The organism is Ruegeria sp. BB7, from assembly GCF_056539365.1.
On sequence record NZ_JBQFUV010000019.1, the window covers coordinates 35,326 to 53,445 of the forward strand.

The following is an 18,120-nucleotide window of genomic DNA, read 5'->3' on the forward strand; positions in this document are numbered from 1 at the left end:
TAAATAAGAAACACTCCCGGATAGATTGAGCGAAGACCAACTTCGCCGGTTAAAAGCGGGATGCACGGGGAAAAAAATAGGTCATGACGACAATCACTGACCCGCCGAAGGAGCACTTCCGGCTGTCCATGCTCCTTTACGATACGCGGTATCGATCTGCGACCATTCAGGTCATAGCGATGATCGGTTTCATGCTTCTGGCAGCCTGGATTATTAGCAACACCATTCAAAACCTCGAAACGCTGGGCAGAACAGTCGGGTTTGGATTTTTCAGCGAGCCGTCGAGTTATGACATCAACCAACGCCTGCTGGAATACGACTCGCGCGATACCCATTTGCGTGCGGCCTTCATAGGCTTGCTGAACACGCTTGTTGTCGCGGTTCTGGGCTGTATCACGGCAACGATCATCGGCGTCATGGTTGGTGTTCTGCGTCTGTCGAACAACTGGCTGATCGCGCGGATCATGACGGTTTATGTCGAAATGTTCCGCAACGTTCCGGTTCTGCTTTGGATCGTGTTCGCTATGGCAATCCTGATCGAAAGCCTGCCAGCGCCACGCGCCTTTCGCGGTGAAAATCCAGAAGCCACGATGGATCTGTTCGGCACGGTCGCTGTGACCAACCGTGGGGTTTATATCCCTGAATTTCTGTTTTCGCGCGGTTTGGGTGACATCCACCTGTTCGGCACGTCGAGCTTGCGCTTTGATGTCTCGCTGGATTTGGTCGCATTCCTGATCGTGTTTGGCGGCAGTATCTTTGCTATGCGCAAGGTGATGGCCTGGGCCAATGCCACGCAGGAACAGACAGGCGATCGTCCAACCATCTGGCACATCCAGCTGGGCCTGCTGTTCGTCCCATCTGCCATCCTTTTGACTGTGCTGGGCTTCCACCTCGGCTATCCCGAATTGAAGGGCTTCAACTTTACCGGCGGCACCCATTTGCGGAACTCGCTGATTGCCCTCTGGCTGGCTCTGTCGCTGTACACTGCGGCTTTCATCGCGGAGATCGTGCGTGCCGGTATTCTGGCCATCTCTAAAGGTCAGACCGAGGCCGCATCTGCACTGGGTCTGCGCCCGGGTCGGACCATGCGCCTTGTTATACTGCCGCAAGCACTTCGGGTGATCATCCCGCCGATGATCTCGAACTATCTGAACCTGACCAAGAACTCGTCACTGGCGATTGCGGTCGGATATATGGACATCACGGGTACGTTGGGCGGCATCACCATGAACCAGACCGGTCGCGAACTGGAATGCGTTCTTCTGCTGATGCTGGTCTATCTGACCATCTCGTTGAGCATTTCGGCGGTGATGAACTGGTACAACAACCGTGTCAAACTGGTGGAGCGGTAATATGAGTGATGTTTCATTTGTCCGCACGGAAATGTTGCCGGAAAAAGCTCCGCCCGCATCCGAAGTGGGTGTGCTGGGCTGGATCAGGCATAACCTGTTCTCAAGCTGGCTCAACGCCATCCTGACCTTAGTGTCGCTGTTCTTCATCTACTATGTGCTCTCCAACATCCTGGCATGGACGTTCCAATCCGTTTGGAACGCCAATTCCCTGTCGGAATGTCGTGAGATCATGATGGCGACATGGGGCGATACTCATGGCCATGCTTGCTGGGGTGTTATCAAGGACCGGTGGCTGCAATTGCTGTACGGTTTTTATCCGCCTTATCCGGCGCATCCGGACGCAACGTGGTCTAATCCGCCAGAAACTGGCGCGTGGCCGGCCTATTTCCGTCCGAACCTGACCTTCATCCTGTTGCTTGTTGCGATTGCGCCTGTGCTGTTCACCAAAGTTCCGCGCAAACTGCTTTTCGTGACTGCGGCCTACCCGTTCCTGCTGCCTTGGCTGATGTGGGGCGGCAGCATCTGGGGGCCGCTGATGGTCGCCGCCGGGTTTGCCATTGGGTATCTTGCATACAAGTTTGTGCTGCCCGTCGCGGGTTCACTGACAGCGATGATCCTTGCGGTCGCGCTGCCAATTCTTTGGTGGTTGTTTGCTGCTGGTTCGGTTGCTGACGCGATCAACTCTGTCATTCCGATTGGCATTGCCTCAGTGGAAAGCCGCGACTTTGGTGGCTTCATGCTGGCGATCCTGTTGGGGGTTGTCGCCATCGGTGTCTCATTGCCCATCGGTATCGTTCTGGCGCTCGGCCGTCAGTCGGATCTGATGATCGTTAAGTATCTGTGCGTGGGCTTTATCGAATTCATCCGTGGCGTACCGCTGATCACCCTGCTGTTCGTGGCCTCGCTGCTGTTGAACCTCTTCCTGCCGCCGGGTACCAATTTTGACATCATCCTGCGGGTGATGATCATGATGACCCTGTTCTCGGCCGCCTATATGGCCGAGGTGATCAGGGGTGGCCTGGCAGCCCTGCCACGCGGTCAGTACGAAGGGGCCGACAGTTTGGGCCTGAACTACTGGCAGGCGCAACGGCTGATCATCATGCCACAGGCTCTGAAAATCTCGATCCCGGGCATCGTGAGCACGTTCATCGGTATCTTCAAGGATACGACTCTGGTCTCGATCATCGGTCTGTTCGACGTGATCGGCTTGACCAACGGCATCCGCGCCGATACCGCCTGGAATGGCGTCTACTGGGAACTGTTTGCCTTTATCGGCGTTCTGTTCTTCGTCGTCTGCTTCTCCATGTCCCGTTATTCCATGTACCTGGAGCGCAAGCTTCAGACTGGCCACCGTTAAGGAGTTCAACGCATGTCTCAACTTGCTGTAGAACGTGAAATCGACCGCACCAAGATGCAGGTGAGCGACGAGGTCGCCATCGAAATTACCAACATGAACAAGTGGTACGGGTCTTTCCACGTGCTGCGCGACATCAATCTGACCGTCAATCAGGGCGAGCGGATCGTTATCGCGGGGCCGTCGGGGTCGGGCAAATCTACTCTGATCCGCTGCCTGAACGCACTGGAGGAACACCAGCAGGGCAGGATCGTCGTGGATGGGACCGAGTTGTCGAATGATCTTAAGAACATCGACAAGATCCGGTCCGAGGTTGGCATGGTGTTCCAGCACTTCAACCTGTTCCCGCACCTGACCATTCTGGAGAACTGCACGCTGGCCCCAATCTGGGTGCGCAAAACGCCCAAGAAAGAGGCCGAAGAGCGCGCGATGCATTTTCTGGAAAAGGTGAAGATCCCCGAGCAGGCCGACAAATACCCCGGTCAGCTTTCGGGTGGTCAGCAGCAGCGTGTGGCGATTGCCCGCTCGCTCTGCATGATGCCGCGGATCATGTTGTTCGATGAACCGACCTCAGCGCTGGACCCCGAGATGATCAAAGAGGTGCTCGACACCATGATCGAACTGGCCGAGGAAGGCATGACCATGCTGTGCGTGACCCACGAGATGGGCTTTGCCCGTCAGGTCGCCAACCGCGTGATTTTCATGGATGCCGGTCAGATCGTGGAACAGAACGAACCGGAAGAGTTCTTCAACAACCCGCAGAGCGAGCGGACCAAGCTGTTCCTGAGCCAGATTCTGGGTCACTGATCCCAGTAAATCGAATGAAAAGGCGGGGTTTAGCCCCGCCTTTTTTCATTCCAGCAACTCGCGTGGAATTGCGAACCCTTGCACGACGCCACTGTGCCATCGAACATTTGCCCAGTTCCCAGCGTCCAAGCGGATCACGGTGGTCGCGCAGGTCGGGTAATCGTGAAACCTGGGGTGATCTGGGGCTTGCCGAACAATACGGCTGGCAAAGGCCGCGATGCCGGGGTTGTGGCCCAGCATCAGCACAGTAGGTTTGGTGGCGCCAGACAGCTCGCGCAACATGTCTTCAGGGTCCGCGTGATAGAGTGCGCGATGAAACGTAATCTTTTCGGCCTGCAAGCCCATCCGGTCCCAGGTCTCGCGTGTACGGGTCGAGGTCGAACTGAGCACTTCATCCGGCAGCCAGTCGTTTTCGCGCAACCAGCCGGCAATCGCCGGGGCTGATTTGCGCCCGCGCTTGTTCAGTGGGCGGTCATGGTCGTCAACGGAAATGTCATGCCAACTGGACTTCGCGTGGCGGGTCAGGATCAGGGTGCGGGTCATGATGGATGGAAGGCTCTCATGTGATGGGCGGACTGTTCCGGGTCGCGCCCGGCACCCTCGCTTAAGGGGCAGGACAGGCGCGCAAGGCAACCGCCTTCCATGCAGGTTTGTCCCTCAGCTGTAGAGAGGTGCCCATGGCAGGCGTCGACGTCATAGAAGCTTTGGCTGTTCAGCGCACCGACCGGACAGGATGTTGCGCAGGGGGCCGGGCAGTCTGTGCAAGGTGACGTGCTGCTGCCTTCGGGGATGTCGAATTCCCGCCCGAAATGCAGCGCCCCGCGGAATGAGATCATCATACCCACTGTATCTTGCACCAAAGCGCCAACCGGGCTGCTGAAGGTGCGACCGGATTTCAAAGCCCAGTCGATAAAGGGCGCGTAAGGTGGTCCGCCAAACGGAAAATAGGCCTGCGCGCCCAGATCCTGTGCCATCTGCCCAATGACGCGGCTGGACCAGCGGTCCACCGGATCGGGTCCCGACCATTCTGCGGACGCTTTCAGGGCGGGCCAGAAAGCCGCGCCCGCGCCCAAAAGAATCAGAGTTCCCCCGTCCAGACCCTTGGCACCACTTTGCCGTGGATGTGTCGCGCCCATGACGATCAGGCCCGCTTGATGCGCCGCGCGCATTACCCAGCCATAGCTGATTGCTGCCGCGTAAGAGGATGGTGGGGGATGTCCGGTCATCTCTCCTCTGCGGGTTACGTCAATCTGGCCGGATCAGCGAACCGGCACCATGTTCGGTGAACAGTTCCAACAATACGGCGTTGGGTGCACGCCCGTCCAGAATGACAACTGCGCGGACACCACTATGTAGCGCGTCCAGTGCGGTTTCGGTCTTGGGGATCATGCCGCCCGCAATGGTGCCATCCATTGTCATTTCGCGAATCTGACCGGCTTTTAGCTCGGTCACAACCTCACCGCTTGCGTTCTTCACACCCGAGACGTCGGTCAGCAGCAACAGTCGGTCTGCCTTAAGCGCTGATGCGATTGCTCCGGCTGCGGTATCGCCATTGATGTTGAAGGTCTCGCCGTTCTTGCCAGCGCCCAAGGGCGCGATAACTGGGATCACATCGTGCGAGAACAGGTCGTGCAGGATGGCCGGGTTCATCTTGGACGGAGAACCGACGAACCCCAAAGAAGGGTCGGCCTGATCGCAGATCATAAGGTTGGCGTCCTTACCCGACAGGCCCACGGCGGAACCACCCTGACCGTTGATCGCCTGCACGATACGTTTGTTCACGAGGCCGGACAGCACCATCTCGACCACTTCCACGGTGGCCTTGTCTGTCACACGCTTGCCGTTGACGAATTCGGACTGGATATCCAGCTGTTTCAGCATCGCGTTGATCATTGGTCCGCCGCCATGCACGACCACCGGGTTTACACCGACTTGGCGCATCAGAACGACGTCGCGGGCAAAGCTTTCCATCGCTTCGTCGCTGCCCATGGCGTGACCGCCAAGTTTGATAACGACGATTGCCCCATCATAGCGCTGCAGATACGGCAATGCGCTGTTCAAGGTGGCTGCGGTGGCGATCCAATCCCGGTTCATATCTCGTGTCTTCATGGCTGCTTATCCCTCTGGCATCCTGTGTTAGGGCCTTTGAAGGGTGGTGCCAAGACCGGATAGCGAATATCCTCGGATCGCGGAGAAGCAAATAACCATCAAGGGAAAACTACAACACAAAACGCCCTTATAGTGCTCGGGGACATCGCCAGCCTACGACCGCAGGATTGGTGTGGGGCCGACTGGCCGGATTATTCCAAATGGGCGATAATCGACCGCAAGGTGGGAATGCCGTCCCCTTTTTCAGACGAGGTCAGCACGATTTCCGGGAAGGCCGCGGGATGTTTCGACAGTGCTCCGCGCACTTGCTCCAGCACCTTTTCCCGATCCTTGGCTTTGACCTTGTCGGCCTTGGTCATAACGCATTGAAAGGTCACGGCGCTGGTGTCCAGCAGCTTCATGATCTCGGCATCGACGGGTTTCACCCCGTGGCGCGAGTCGATCAGGACAAAGGCCCGGCGCAGAGTTTGACGGCCGCTCAGGTATTGCTTCAGCAGCCTTTGCCACTTTTCGACCACCTTGACCGGCGCGTTGGCGTAGCCATAGCCGGGTAGGTCGACCAGATACAGCTCGGGGCCTTGGGTGAAAAAGTTGATCTCTTGCGTGCGGCCCGGCGTGTTCGAAGCACGTGCCAGCCCCTTGGTGCCGGTCAGTGCGTTGATCAGGCTGGATTTGCCCACGTTTGAACGACCTGCAAAACAGACCTCTAGCCGGTCAGGCGCGGGCAGGCCATTCATGGCCACGACCCCTTTGACAAACTCGGATTCGCCCGCAAACAGTTTGCGGCCACGCTCCAGCGCGAACTCATCGGGGTTTTCGACCAAAGGGAAGGGGAGGGTGCTCATAGCAGTTCTACCTTATCGCCAACCGAAATCGCGCCACCTTTGACGACCTCGGCATAGACACCGAAATCCTGATGGCCCCAGGTTTTCAGCGCGCCCAGCGTGTCCGCGTCACTCGCGCCCGTTTCCGGATTTGCTGTTGTCGCCAAACAACGAGTGATGCGTTCACGGACGCGAAACACGGCCTCGCCGATCTGCACGTCGCCGCCCAGCCATTCGAACTCTTCCCATAGCGGCATGTCGTCGAACCAGATGTTGCCACGCCAACGGTGGATTGACAGATTCTGGCCCAGCTTTTGGCCGACGGCACGATGCGTCGCCATGTTGCACAGGCTGATCGACGGGAAATCACTATCGGTCATGCCGCGCCCCGGAACCTGGATGATCCGTGCCGAGGCGGCGCGATCTGCGGGCATCAGCGGTTTGACCCAATCGAGAAAGGCTTGCTGTTCGCTGTCTGGTGCAAAGGTCAGGTCCGGACGATCCGGGTGGGATAAAGTCAGCATATCCCCATTTGACTGCGCAGATATCGCCATCAGCAGTGGCGCCTTCGCGCCGCGGCTAAAGATGGCGCACGGGACCCAGTCCGAGCCATCCGCAGTGGACGCCTCATGCGCGACCGCCCAAACGCGATCCCCGGGCATGGTCTGCCCGGGGATTACGGTTACGGTCTGGACAGCTTCACGACCATGGCTTTTGATCGGATGCCGCCAAAGCTGGGTCACTTCAGCTGTCATTTATCATCCGTCTTTGGCGTGCGCTTAAAGCCGGATTTGATATTGCCGAATACGTCCGGCTTGTAGCCTTGGCTGCGCATGATCAAGTACTGCTGCGTGAACGTGATGGTATTGTTCGCGATCCAGTAGACCACCAGCCCGCTGGCAAAGCTGCCCAGCATGAACATGAATACCCACGGCATCCAGGCAAAGATCATCGCCTGCGTCGGGTCGGTTGGTGCCGGGTTCAGCTTTTGCTGCAACCACATCGAGATACCCAGCAGCAACGGCAGGATGCCGATAAAGATCAACGCCATCAAGCTTTCGGGCGCCGGGGCAGCCCAGGGCAACCAGCCAAAGAAGTTGAAGATCGAGGTCGGGTCCGGCGCGCTGAGGTCCTGGAACGGGCCAAACCACGGGGCCTGACGCAGTTCGATGGTGACGAAAATCACCTTATACAGCGAGAAGAAGATCGGAATCTGCATCAGGATCGGCAAACAGCCCGCGGCGGGGTTTACCTTTTCCTTCTTGTACAGCTCCATCATGCCCTGCTGCATTTTCTGGCGGTCGTCGCCGGCGGCCTCTTTCAGGGCCTCCATCTGTGGCTGCAGTTCCTTCATCTTCGCCATCGAGACGTAGGATTTGTACGCCAGCGGGAACAGGATCGCCTTGATAATCAGGGTCAGGCCGATGATGGACCAGCCCATGTTGCCGATCAGCGCGTTGATGTTGTGCAGCAGCCAGAAAATCGGCTTGGTCAGGAAAAAGAACCAGCCCCAGTCGATGCTGTCGATGAATTTCTGCACGCCTTCCGCTTGGTACTCGCGGATGGTTCCCCATTCCTTGGCTCCGGCAAACAATCGCGTCGTCACTTGCGCCGTTTCCCCGGCACCTACGGTCAGCGTCGGTGTCTTGATGTCGGCCTGATAGACTTTGTTCCGGGCGTTGAACGCAGCGGAAGAAGTGAACTGGGATCCCTGCTCGGGGATGAGCGTTGTCATCCAGTAGTGATCCGTGAACCCGATCCAGCCTTCATTCATGTTTTCGAAAGTTTCGGACTCATCCTGTAAATCGCCATAATCGACTTCGGTGAGGGTGCCGTCAGCCATGCTGATCAGGCCCTCATGCAGGATGAAGAAGTTTTTCAGGTCGGGAATGTCGCCATCTTCGCCAATACCATGGCGGGCAAGGATACCGTAGGGTGCCATCGCCACAGTAGCGTCGGATGCGTTCTCGACTGATTGGGAGACGGTGAACATATAGTTTTCGTCTACCGAGATCATACGGCGGAAGGTCAACCCCTTGTCGTTTTCCCATTTCAGGGTGATCGGGGTTTCAACGCCCAGCGTTTCACCCTGTTCAACAGTCCACTGCGTGTTCGGGCCGGGAACGTCTTCGCCTCCGACACCTGCGCCCGGGGCCCAGCCATACAGGGCGTAATAGGCGGATTCAGATCCAACAGGTGAAAGCAGGTCAACGATTGGCGCGCCTTTGTCGATCGAAACTTTGTAGTCTTTCAGAAGTAATTCATCGATCCGGCCACCCGACAGCGACAGGCTGCCTTTCAGGCGCGGCGTGTCGATTTCGACCCGTGGAGCCTGATCCTCGGGCAGCGCCTCTTCGGTGGCAGTTGTCGTGCCACCTGCTGTCCCGGCGCCAGTGGCGCTGGGCGTCTGAACCTCATTACCTTCGACGGCGGTAATCTCGGTCTGTTCCGATGTTGGCGCCTGTTCCGGAGGGGGGAACAGCACGAACCAAACAAGGATCACGAGAAAGCTGAGCGCGGTTGCAAGGATGAGATTCTTGTTCTGATCGTCCATTGGGGACAGCCACCTTAAGCAGTGAAACACACCCGGTGGGTTCAACAGAGTGCAGGCCCAAAGGTCAAGCGGAATCGCCTGTTATTTCGTCACGGATCGCGTTTCTGTGGCGTAAATCAGCGATTAGGGGCCGGTCTTCCGGCCGATTTCGGGTATTCCGTTGACCTTGTTCTGATGCGCCGCCATCCAGTCCAGCGTCTTTTCGAAAGGCATCGGCTTGCCGATCCCGAAGCCCTGCACGTGATCGCACCCAAGCTGCGCCATCAGGGCATGCTCACCCTGCGTTTCAACCCCTTCGGCCAGAGTTTCGACATTCAGACGTTCTGCCATGGTCAGGATGGCGCTGACCAGTTGTTGCTGGCTGGCATCGCGATCCGCCTTGGCGACAAAAGAGCGGTCAATCTTGATCCGCGAGACGTCAAATCGTTTGATCGACGCAATCGAGGCATGCCCGGTTCCGAAATCGTCCAGATCAATGCAACAGCCAAGCTTGGACATACCGAGCACGTTGCGCGTTAATACGTCATCTGGCTGGCGCGAGAATACGGTCTCGAGGATTTCGACCGCCAGCTGATCCGGCGTCATGTCGTTCTGATCCAACTCCCACTTCAGGTGGTCTATCAGGGCCGGGTCCCGCAATTCCTCCGAGGAGAAGTTGATGCCGATCCGGGGCACGATAACCCCAGCGCGATCCCATTCACGCATAGCTGCAAAAGCGTGATGTCGCATCGCCTGGCCAAGTTTCCCCATCAATTCAAACTGTTCGGCAAAGGGTAAAAAAACCTGAGGTCCCAACACGCCCTTTTGCGGATGCTCCCAGCGCGCCAATGCCTCAAACCCTGTGACGCGTCCGGTATCAGTGGAAATCTGCGGCTGAAACCAAGGCCGGATTTCCCCGTTGTTCAATGCAGATTCGAATTCCTTGCGCAGATTGGCGCGAATGTACGAACGGCGGCGGGTTTCATTGGAAAAGGCGCGAATGGTTGATGGGCCGTTTCGCTGGGCTTCGTTCAACGCTGCTGAGGCCGCTTCAATCCAGTCTTCGTATCGCTCGTTTGACACATTGGACAGCAAACTGAAGCCGATCGAGCATGTGACATAGACCCCTGCACCGTTCAGTGTGAAGGGATCTTCGACCATTGCCTGAATGCGTCCGGACATCTGAATGCAGGCTTCAAGATCCAACTGAGGGGATGGGCGCAGGCCGATTGCGAATTTATCCTGGCCCAAGCGGGTTGCGATGTCCTGCGTACGAATAGCTGAAAGAACGCGGCGGCCAAACTGGTCAGCCAAGTGGTTGGCAGCAGTGTTGCCATGCAAATCCAGAAAATCCGAAAATTCATCCAGCGCGACAATTATGCAGGCCGATTCTGCTCCGCTGGATGCAGATGATTGGAAGATCTTCTCTAGTTCGGCGGCAAATGTGTCGATTGTCATCAAGCCGCCGGGCGGGCTGTGCTGCTGTCGATTTTTGTCAACCCGCTCTTCAAACGCGGCTGCGCCCATGAATAGAACCGGCAGGCCAAGAGCGACGATCACCAGAGCCCTTTCGCCCCCCATCCAGAAGGCTGCAAGGCTGATGGCCGGAACAAAGGCCAGCGCTGCAGGGCCGTTCAGAGCTGAGGTAAGGGCGTGAAGAATGCGTTCGACTTTGATATGTTTCCACATCGGATTTCAGGGCCTCTACGTTGGGCAAAGCACGTATTGGGCAACCGTAGAAAACCAATCTGAGTCAGACGTTAACGCAGCTGTGGAATCTCGTCTGAATTTTCGTCTTTTTTGCCGGGATTCAGGGCAAGGTTCGCGAAATCGAACAGTTTAGGATCCAGAAGATGCGAGGGGCGCGCGTTGGTCAAAGCCCTGAACATCACCTGCCGTCGACCGGGGCTGTTCTTTTCCCACTGGTCCAGAATCTGTTTTACCTGTTGACGCTGTAACCCATCCTGACTGCCGCAGAGGTCGCAGGGGATGATGGGATAATTCATCGAAGTGGCGAATTTCGCGCAATCAGCCTCGGCTACATGGGCCAAGGGGCGGAAGACGAACAAATCACCCTCTTCGTTCACCAGCTTGGGTGGCATTGTGGCCAGACGCCCACCGTGGAACAGGTTCATGAAGAACGTCTCGAGGATATCGTCGCGGTGATGGCCCAGTACGACGGCGGAACAGCCTTCTTCCCGCGCGATCCGGTAGAGGTTGCCCCGGCGTAGTCGCGAGCACAGGGCGCAATAGGTACGGCCCTGCGGAACCTTGTCCATGACGACGGAATAGGTGTCCTGATATTCGATGCGGTGCGGTACGCCCATGCGCTCCAGAAACTCGGGCAGGACGGTGGCCGGGAAACCGGGCTGGCCCTGATCCAGATTGCAGGCCAGAAGGTCGACTGGTAGCAATCCACGCCACTTCAGCTCATAAAGAACCGCAAGCAGTGTATAGCTGTCTTTGCCGCCCGACAGACAGACCAGCCAGCGCGGTGGTTTGCCATCCTTGTCATGGGCGGACGGGTCCACCATCCCATAGTGCTCGATGGCCTCACGGGTCTGGCGCACGATGCGTTTGCGCAGCTTTTTGAACTCGGTGGTCGAGGGCGCGCCAGCAAAGAGCGGATGGATATCGTCAGCTTCGTCAAACATTCGCAGCCCCTACAATAGTTGGCGCAACCGGGCAAGATGTCGACCGATTGCTGGGTCTAGTCCTGCTTTGTCTGTTCATCGGTGTCTGGCACCGGATCGTAGCCATCCCCGCCCCAAGGATGGCAGCGGCCAATTCGCCGTGCGGCGAGCCACGCGCCTTTGATCGCACCGTGCTTTTCAAGCGCTTCCAGTGCATAGGCGGAGCATGTGGGTTGATAGCGGCAGTTAAATCCGACCCACGGGCTGAATATCAGCCGATAGGCCCGGACGGGCAGGGCCAAGATATGTGACAGCAGAGTCATTTCCGCGTGCTGTGGACCTTGCGCAGAGCATAGCGCAGATCGTCCAGCAAAGCGTCGAACGGACGCGCGGCAGTCACTTCGGCGCGTCCGATCAGCACGTAATCCCATCCATCGCGGCCAGCCTCTGGCAAGACGGCCCGCGCGACCTCGCGCAGGCGCCGTTTGGCGCGGTTGCGGGCCACGGCATTGCCGACCTTCTTGGAACACGTGAAACCGACGCGAATTCCCGTACCCTCATCCACAGCGCGCTTGCGGGCCTGCACCATCATGGATGCGGTGCCTTGCCTGCGCGCACGGGCGGCCTTCAGGAAATCCGACCGTTTTTTAAGAACGGTCAGAGTTTCAGGCGCGCAAACGCACGCCGCCGGAGGCATATCCCCGGGGTGGTTCTTACCATCCTCAGGAGCCTCCGGCGGCGTCATGTTCATAACCTGATCAGTGAGCGGTTTACGCGCTCAGCGACTTGCGGCCACGTGCGCGGCGCGCGTTCAGGATCTTGCGGCCGGCCTTGGTGGCCATGCGCGCGCGGAAACCGTGGCGGCGTTTGCGAACCAGGTTCGAAGGCTGATAGGTGCGTTTCATCGCTCCGTCTCCAATCTATGCGGTGGGGTGCGGCGCGGATTCGCCTGGCCCTAGTGTTCGAAGCCCGTCCTCTACTGGGAAGCGGGGGGTAAGTCAAACCCCTAGGTGGGGGTTTTGACGCCTTTTGCAACAATTCTGTAACCACAGCGCACGAAAGGTTTCAAAATGGCGGTTATACGGCCCTTACCCCTCACATTCGCTGCTGTAAACATCAAGGCCGCGTGAGGCCCCTGTTGTATTGGCCCGCGACGGCGCATGTTTGGGGCAGAATGAAACGTACGAAACCGGACAGCCTTATGAGCGATACAACTCAGGCCCCGCGCAGCGGGCTTGCGCGACATATTCCTTTGCTGGTGATTCTCGCCGTCGCTGCGGTGGGTTTTTTCACGCTGGGCGACTATCTGACCTTTGAGACATTGCGCGACAATCGCGAAGCGCTGTTGGCGTGGCGGGATGCAAATTATTGGTCAATGGCGGCTGCTTTCGTGGCCATTTATATTGTCATCGTCGCTTTTTCATTGCCGGGCGCTGCTGTGGCCTCGATGACTGGCGGGTTCTTGTTCGGTCTCTTCGCGGGCACGGTTTTCAATGTATTCGCAGCCACGGTCGGCGCGTCTGCTATCTTTCTCGCGGCGCGCTGGGGGTTGGGCGAATCCCTGACGGCGCGGTTGGAATCATCTGAAGGCACGGTCAAGAAACTAAAGGATGGCCTGCGCGAGAACGAAATATCGGTCCTGTTTCTGTTGCGGCTTGTGCCAGTTGTTCCGTTCTTTGTGGCCAATCTGGTGCCCGCGCTGGTGGGTGTGAAATTCCGTAACTTCCTGATTACCACGGCGCTTGGCATCATTCCGGGCGGTATTGTCTACACCTGGATCGGCGTCGGGTTGGGGGGCGTGTTTGATCGGGGTGAGACTCCGGATGTCTCGCTGCTGTGGGAGCCCTTTGTCATTGGCCCGATCATTGGCTTGTGCGTGCTGGCAGCGCTGCCGATAGTTATCAAAGCCCTGCGCGGCAAAAAGGACGCCTGAATTCATGCAAGAACTGAAAACCGATATCCTGGTGATCGGGGCCGGGTCAGGCGGCTTGTCTGTGGCGGCCGGTGCCAGCCAGATGGGTGCTGACGTGATCCTTTTGGAAGGTCACAAGATGGGTGGCGATTGCCTGAATTTTGGCTGTGTGCCGTCGAAGGCCCTGATTGCAAGCGGTAAGGCAGCCTATGGGCAGGCGCATGCTGCGGCGATGGGCGTGGCCGATGTGGTGCCGCAGGTGGAATACGCAGCCGCCAAGGATCACGTCCAATCGGTGATAGCCCAGATCGAGCCGATGGACAGCCAAGAGCGGTTCGAAGGGTTCGGGGTCAAGGTGATTCGGGAATATGGCAGCTTTGTCTCTCCGACACAGGTCCAGGCGGGGGAAAACCTGATCACCGCACGGCGGGTGGTGATTGCGACCGGATCGTCACCTCTGGTGCCGCCGATCCCCGGATTGGATCAGGTGCCTTACTACACCAATGAGACGATCTTTGATCTGCGCGAGAAGCCCGAACACCTGCTGATCATTGGCGGTGGTCCGATTGGCCTGGAAATGGCGCAGGCACATATTCGTTTGGGTTGTGAAGTGACTGTGATCGAAGGCATGCAGGCGCTGGGCAAAGACGACCCCGAGGCAGCAGGTATCGTGTTGGACGCATTGCGGGCCGAAGGCGTGGCCATTCATGAGCAGGCGATGGTCGCGCAGGTCCGCGACAATAACGGTGTGGTCGAGGTCGTGACCCAAAATGGTGACATCTTCTCGGGCTCGCATCTGTTGCTGGCAGCGGGACGTAAGGCCAACACCGACCGGCTGAACCTTGCAGCCGCCGGGATCGAGCCGACCCGTACCGGGATCAAGGTCGACGAGGCGCTGCGGACCACAAACCGCAAAGTCTATGCCATCGGTGACGTTGCAGGTGGTCTGCAATTCACCCATGTCGCTGGGTATCACGCCGGAATCATCATTCGTTCGGCACTGTTTGGCCTGCCGTCCAAAGCAAAGACGGCGCATATTCCCTGGGCCACCTATACCGACCCCGAACTTGCGCAGGTTGGCCTGACCGAGGCTCAGGCGCGCGAACAGCACGGTGACAGGCTGGAAATCGCGCGGTTCGACTATCATCACAACGACCGTGCGATATCCGAGCGCAAAACGAAGGGCTTCATCAAAGTCATGATCGTGAAAGGCCGACCTGTCGGTGCTACAATCGTGGGGCATCAAGCGGGCGAATTGATCAACTTGTGGTCGCTGGCGCTGGCTAATAATCTGAAGATGGGGCAGATCGCGGCAATGGTTTCGCCCTATCCGACGATCGGAGAGCTTAACAAACGGGTGGCGGGGGCCTATTTCACGCCAAGGCTGTTTGAGAATCAGACAGTTAAACGGGTGGTCCGGTTCGTCCAGCGCTGGATGCCCTAACCGGGAAAGGGAGAGCAGATTGAACTCACTGTCGGGCCGATTTCTGATCCTGACGACGGTCTTCGTTATGTTGGCCGAGATTTTGATCTTTGTCCCCTCGATCGCGCGCTTTCGTGAAGATTTCCTGCTGAACCGGCTTGAACGCGCGCAGATTGCGTCACTGGCCTTGTTGGCCGATGACATGCTGGCAGAAGACCTCGAGGCCGAGCTGCTGGCCAATGCAGGGGTCTATAACGTTGTACTACGGCGCGACGAGATGCGGCAGTTGATGCTGTCTTCACCGATCCCAGAGGCGATCACCAATACCTATGACCTGCGCGATGCGGGGGCGTGGATTCTGATCCGGGATGCGCTGACACGGATGTTCACCCCGGACAATGAAGTCATTCGCGTGATGGGTGAGCCAGTCAAAGGCGCGGGGCTGCTGATCGAGGTGACCATCGACAGCGAGCCGCTGCGCATGGCGATGACCGACTATGGCCTGCGTATTCTGGGCCTGTCCTTCGTAATTTCCATCATCACGGCTTTTTTCCTGTTCCTCGCCGTGCGTGTCGTGCTGGTAAAGCCGATCAAAAGCGTTGTGGGTTACATGCAGCGCTATGCAGAGGCCCCCGAGGATGCGCGGGGGATCATCTCGCCCAACTCCAAAGTGACCGAACTGCGCGAGGCAGAGGAGGCGTTGCAGCAGTTGCAAAAGGAACTGACGCAGGCGCTGAAACAGAGGGAACGCCTGGCGCAGCTAGGCGAGGCGGTGGCCAAGGTCAGCCATGATCTGCGAAATATCCTGACCTCGGCTCAGTTGTTCACTGACCGGATAGAATCCAGCGATGACCCGCTGGTGGGGCGCATGGCGCCTAAGCTGGTGAATTCGATCACACGGGCAGTGTCTCTGTGTGAAAGTACCTTGGCCTTTGGTCGTGCCGAAGAGCCCGCGCCGACCCTGACCATGGTTCCTTTGCGCGACGTGGCCGAGGATGTAGTCGTCAGCGAGAAACTGGCCGTAGCCGATTCCTGCGTCGAGTTCGTGAACGAAGTGCCGAAAGATCTCGTGGCGCGTGCGGACCCCGAACAGATTTTCCGTGTCATGATGAACCTTGTGCGTAACGCCCGTCAGGCGTTGGTGGCGTCGGGTAAATCGGGCAAAGTTACGATCGCCGGCTGTGTCCACGAGGATGACTGGTGCGTCGAGATAAGGGATAACGGACCTGGCTTGCCGCCCAAGGCGCGTGAAAACCTGTTCACACCGTTTCAGGGCGGTGTGCGCAAGGGTGGCTCTGGTCTGGGCCTCGCCATCTCACAGGAACTGGTGCGCGGGCATGGTGGAGATCTTGTTTTGAAAGAGACGGGGCCGGAGGGAACTGTATTTGAAATTCGGCTCCCGCGGGGCGACCTGACTTTTTAAAATATTTTTGAAGAATCGACTTGCACGTCCCCAGAGGTAGGTCTACATAGCGCCTCACCAACGCGGACCGATAGCTCAGCTGGATAGAGTACTTGACTACGAATCAAGGGGTCGGGGGTTCGAATCCTCCTCGGTCCGCCATTGGTATCCTGTTGAACGTCACACGAACCTGACCCAACCGTCATAGTTGGACCAGAAACGTGATGAACGTTCGACATCAGAAGACCCCTCAATTCAAATATTCTTCTGGAAATAGAATGGGACCCAGAGCTGCAGATCAGTTGCTGGCAGTGGAGTTTGGTGCAGCTCTTTAGGTTGGCTGCTAGCCATCACTCGGTCCTTAAGAGACATTCGCCTCACATGTGAGATGCTGCAGTTGCAGCCTGTATTGCCGCCATTTGCCACGAAGAAGAAATTTGGGGCCGGTTGAGTGGGACAATCGACAGGATACGCCTCAATTGAAGCGTCAATTCTCTTTTTCTTGCTCCAGTCCTTCAACAACGACCTCAAAATCTAGTTCAGAAACGCTCCTTTCGGCATTGTCGAGTATGCGATGAAGCTGACCTAAAGCCGTTTCGATGCGTTCTAACTGGTGGCTCGAAGCAGCGACATGCCTGTGCAAGATCGAGATGCACTCATCCCACTTTCGTAGTGACGCAAAGCGAGAACTGTTTGCGATTGTTTGTTGGGTATTGAAAACGGTAGTCAGACCCACTTCAGTTTCGGAAATCATCTGTTCAATGATCGGTTCCACGTTACCCAGAAGCATGTCTTCGTCTTCGGGAAGGTCACACAAAGCTGAAATGCGATGTCGCAAGTGTACTTGTTCTGATCTAAGCAAGTTTATTGCGTTGTTCAGATTGAGTTCGAATTCCGCGTTCAGTTTGCTTGCTTCAGCGTACTTGCTGCTGACTGCTTGAGCGTGGTTTTGCCCCAGTCCAAAAATCGAAAGCAGAGTAGAAAGAATTGCTGCCCCTCCAAAAAGTCTTAGCTTACCCAATACCTTTAAAAATTTGAAGTCGACCGGTAATTTGTAATCTTTGACAAATAACGCGGCCCGAACCTGTCATCCAGCACGGTGTCAGTACTATGCGACTGCAACTGGCATTGGGGCCATTCACAGATTGGTTGATCACCCAGTTTACGACCGGTGGCGTCAATGAATATGGCAACACGGGTATGATTTCGCGTTATGATTGTTATTACTAGGGAAAATTGTCGTACCAATATTGGGTTCGTGAAGTTTTCAAGGAGTTTGAGTTTTGGCAAAAAGTTTATTGAGCGCTACCCTTCGTGCCGTCAAAGCCGCTGAGCGGGAGCGTGTGCGTCAAGCAAAGGCGTCGCAACGTGCGTATAGTGCAGAATTGAAAGAGCGCGAGCGCGAAGCAAAAGCGCGAGAGCGGCAGTTGAAGCAAGCAGCGGTTGCGAACGCCAAGGAAAGAGCCGCGCAAGAAAAGGCGGTCAAAGCAGCCCATATTGCTGCCCAGATGGCCGAAGTCGAAGGACTGAACGCGCAGATTTCAGATGTATACGCCGAGCTGGATGGGCTGCTCGCAGCGACGCTTGATGTAGATGATTTCGTGGACCTTGAGGCGCTACGAAAACCGGACGATGCACCCTTTGACAAGCTGGAGCTTAAGACGCCGCTTGTCTGACGTCAGCACCAATGGGACAGTTTAGGTCGATTTGATAAGAGAGGGTTTCTGGCTCATCGTAACCGCCAAGGAGTGGAGATGAGAAAGAAACCCGG

The 18,120-nt window shown here is 57.1% G+C and carries 19 protein-coding genes and 1 tRNA gene; 8 read left to right on the top strand and 12 right to left on the bottom strand.

The annotated features are described in order from the left end of the window. The first annotated feature begins 83 nt into the window (after positions 1-83). Genes ACR0D7_RS18155 through ACR0D7_RS18165 form a run of 3 tightly spaced genes read left to right on the top strand, consistent with a single transcriptional unit; the run spans position 84 to position 3,513 of the window. Positions 84-1,352 carry an amino acid ABC transporter permease gene (locus ACR0D7_RS18155; protein WP_480680271.1) on the top strand — a complete coding sequence of 423 codons (1,269 nt, stop codon included), beginning with the start codon at positions 84-86 and terminating at the stop codon, positions 1,350-1,352. Between the two features lies 1 nt (position 1,353). Beyond that, positions 1,354-2,709 (top strand): amino acid ABC transporter permease, encoded by a 1,356-nt coding sequence (locus tag ACR0D7_RS18160; protein ID WP_480680272.1) that lies wholly within the window; start codon positions 1,354-1,356, stop codon positions 2,707-2,709. Positions 2,710-2,721: 12 nt separating this feature from the next. Next, complete coding sequence (locus tag ACR0D7_RS18165; RefSeq protein WP_302477035.1) at positions 2,722-3,513, top strand: amino acid ABC transporter ATP-binding protein; 792 nt, start codon at positions 2,722-2,724, stop codon at positions 3,511-3,513. A gap of 45 nt (positions 3,514-3,558) precedes the next feature. On the opposite strand, the gene ACR0D7_RS18170 is transcribed toward ACR0D7_RS18165, so the two are convergent. From ACR0D7_RS18170 to rpmH, 11 genes are all read right to left on the bottom strand, one after another. After that, on the bottom strand, positions 3,559-4,056 hold the full coding sequence (locus ACR0D7_RS18170) for a SixA phosphatase family protein (RefSeq protein WP_480680273.1): 498 nt from the start codon (positions 4,054-4,056) through the stop codon (positions 3,559-3,561). Continuing rightward, positions 4,053-4,739 (bottom strand): ferredoxin, encoded by a 687-nt coding sequence (locus ACR0D7_RS18175; RefSeq protein ID WP_480680274.1) that lies wholly within the window; start codon positions 4,737-4,739, stop codon positions 4,053-4,055. Before ACR0D7_RS18175 ends, ACR0D7_RS18170 begins: the two co-directional genes overlap by 4 nt. 19 nt (positions 4,740-4,758) lie before the next feature. Further along, positions 4,759-5,622: an acetylglutamate kinase gene (gene argB, locus ACR0D7_RS18180; RefSeq protein WP_480680275.1), complete on the bottom strand. Its 864-nt coding sequence runs from the start codon at positions 5,620-5,622 to the stop codon at positions 4,759-4,761. 191 nt (positions 5,623-5,813) lie between these two features. Beyond that, positions 5,814-6,467 (bottom strand): ribosome biogenesis GTP-binding protein YihA/YsxC, encoded by a 654-nt coding sequence (gene yihA, locus ACR0D7_RS18185; RefSeq protein WP_480680276.1) that lies wholly within the window; start codon positions 6,465-6,467, stop codon positions 5,814-5,816. Next, positions 6,464-7,201 carry an MOSC domain-containing protein gene (locus tag ACR0D7_RS18190; RefSeq protein WP_480680277.1) on the bottom strand — a complete coding sequence of 246 codons (738 nt, stop codon included), beginning with the start codon at positions 7,199-7,201 and terminating at the stop codon, positions 6,464-6,466. The genes yihA and ACR0D7_RS18190 overlap by 4 nt, the downstream gene beginning before the upstream one ends. Then, the gene (yidC, locus tag ACR0D7_RS18195; RefSeq protein ID WP_480680278.1) at positions 7,198-9,000 is read right to left on the bottom strand and encodes a membrane protein insertase YidC; all 1,803 of its coding nucleotides are present in this window, start codon (positions 8,998-9,000) and stop codon (positions 7,198-7,200) included. Before yidC ends, ACR0D7_RS18190 begins: the two co-directional genes overlap by 4 nt. A 123-nt stretch (positions 9,001-9,123) precedes the next feature. Then, positions 9,124-10,668 (bottom strand): putative bifunctional diguanylate cyclase/phosphodiesterase, encoded by a 1,545-nt coding sequence (locus tag ACR0D7_RS18200; RefSeq protein ID WP_480680279.1) that lies wholly within the window; start codon positions 10,666-10,668, stop codon positions 9,124-9,126. 71 nt (positions 10,669-10,739) lie between these two features. Further along, on the bottom strand, positions 10,740-11,633 hold the full coding sequence (gene ttcA, locus ACR0D7_RS18205; RefSeq protein ID WP_480680280.1) for a tRNA 2-thiocytidine(32) synthetase TtcA: 894 nt from the start codon (positions 11,631-11,633) through the stop codon (positions 10,740-10,742). A gap of 56 nt (positions 11,634-11,689) precedes the next feature. Beyond that, the gene (gene yidD / locus ACR0D7_RS18210; RefSeq protein ID WP_480680281.1) at positions 11,690-11,935 is read right to left on the bottom strand and encodes a membrane protein insertion efficiency factor YidD; all 246 of its coding nucleotides are present in this window, start codon (positions 11,933-11,935) and stop codon (positions 11,690-11,692) included. Then, positions 11,932-12,357 (bottom strand): ribonuclease P protein component, encoded by a 426-nt coding sequence (rnpA, locus tag ACR0D7_RS18215; protein WP_480680282.1) that lies wholly within the window; start codon positions 12,355-12,357, stop codon positions 11,932-11,934. The genes yidD and rnpA overlap by 4 nt, the downstream gene beginning before the upstream one ends. Before the next feature lie 25 nt (positions 12,358-12,382). Continuing rightward, positions 12,383-12,517: a 50S ribosomal protein L34 gene (rpmH, locus tag ACR0D7_RS18220; protein ID WP_005980833.1), complete on the bottom strand. Its 135-nt coding sequence runs from the start codon at positions 12,515-12,517 to the stop codon at positions 12,383-12,385. Positions 12,518-12,813: 296 nt separating this feature from the next. Here rpmH and ACR0D7_RS18225 point away from each other — a divergent pair, with 296 nt between their 5' ends. The 4 genes from ACR0D7_RS18225 (at position 12,814) to ACR0D7_RS18240 (ending at position 16,511) form a co-directional block, all read left to right on the top strand. Continuing rightward, entirely contained in the window at positions 12,814-13,545 is a 732-nt protein-coding gene (locus ACR0D7_RS18225; RefSeq protein ID WP_170387713.1) for a TVP38/TMEM64 family protein, read from the top strand. 4 nt (positions 13,546-13,549) lie between these two features. Then, a complete protein-coding gene (locus ACR0D7_RS18230; protein WP_480680283.1) occupies positions 13,550-14,968 on the top strand; it encodes a dihydrolipoyl dehydrogenase family protein in 1,419 nt (472 codons plus the stop codon). A 19-nt stretch (positions 14,969-14,987) separates the two neighbouring features. Beyond that, on the top strand, positions 14,988-16,370 hold the full coding sequence (locus ACR0D7_RS18235; RefSeq protein WP_480680284.1) for an ATP-binding protein: 1,383 nt from the start codon (positions 14,988-14,990) through the stop codon (positions 16,368-16,370). Between the two features lie 64 nt (positions 16,371-16,434). Then, positions 16,435-16,511: transfer RNA gene (locus tag ACR0D7_RS18240), tRNA-Arg, on the top strand. A 325-nt stretch (positions 16,512-16,836) separates the two neighbouring features. On the opposite strand, the gene ACR0D7_RS18245 is transcribed toward ACR0D7_RS18240, so the two are convergent. After that, positions 16,837-17,370 carry a hypothetical protein gene (locus tag ACR0D7_RS18245; protein WP_480680285.1) on the bottom strand — a complete coding sequence of 178 codons (534 nt, stop codon included), beginning with the start codon at positions 17,368-17,370 and terminating at the stop codon, positions 16,837-16,839. A gap of 262 nt (positions 17,371-17,632) precedes the next feature. Here ACR0D7_RS18245 and ACR0D7_RS18250 point away from each other — a divergent pair, with 262 nt between their 5' ends. Continuing rightward, positions 17,633-18,025, top strand: coding sequence for a hypothetical protein (locus ACR0D7_RS18250; protein WP_480680286.1), 393 nt, complete (start codon positions 17,633-17,635; stop codon positions 18,023-18,025). The last annotated feature ends 95 nt before the right edge of the window (positions 18,026-18,120 follow it).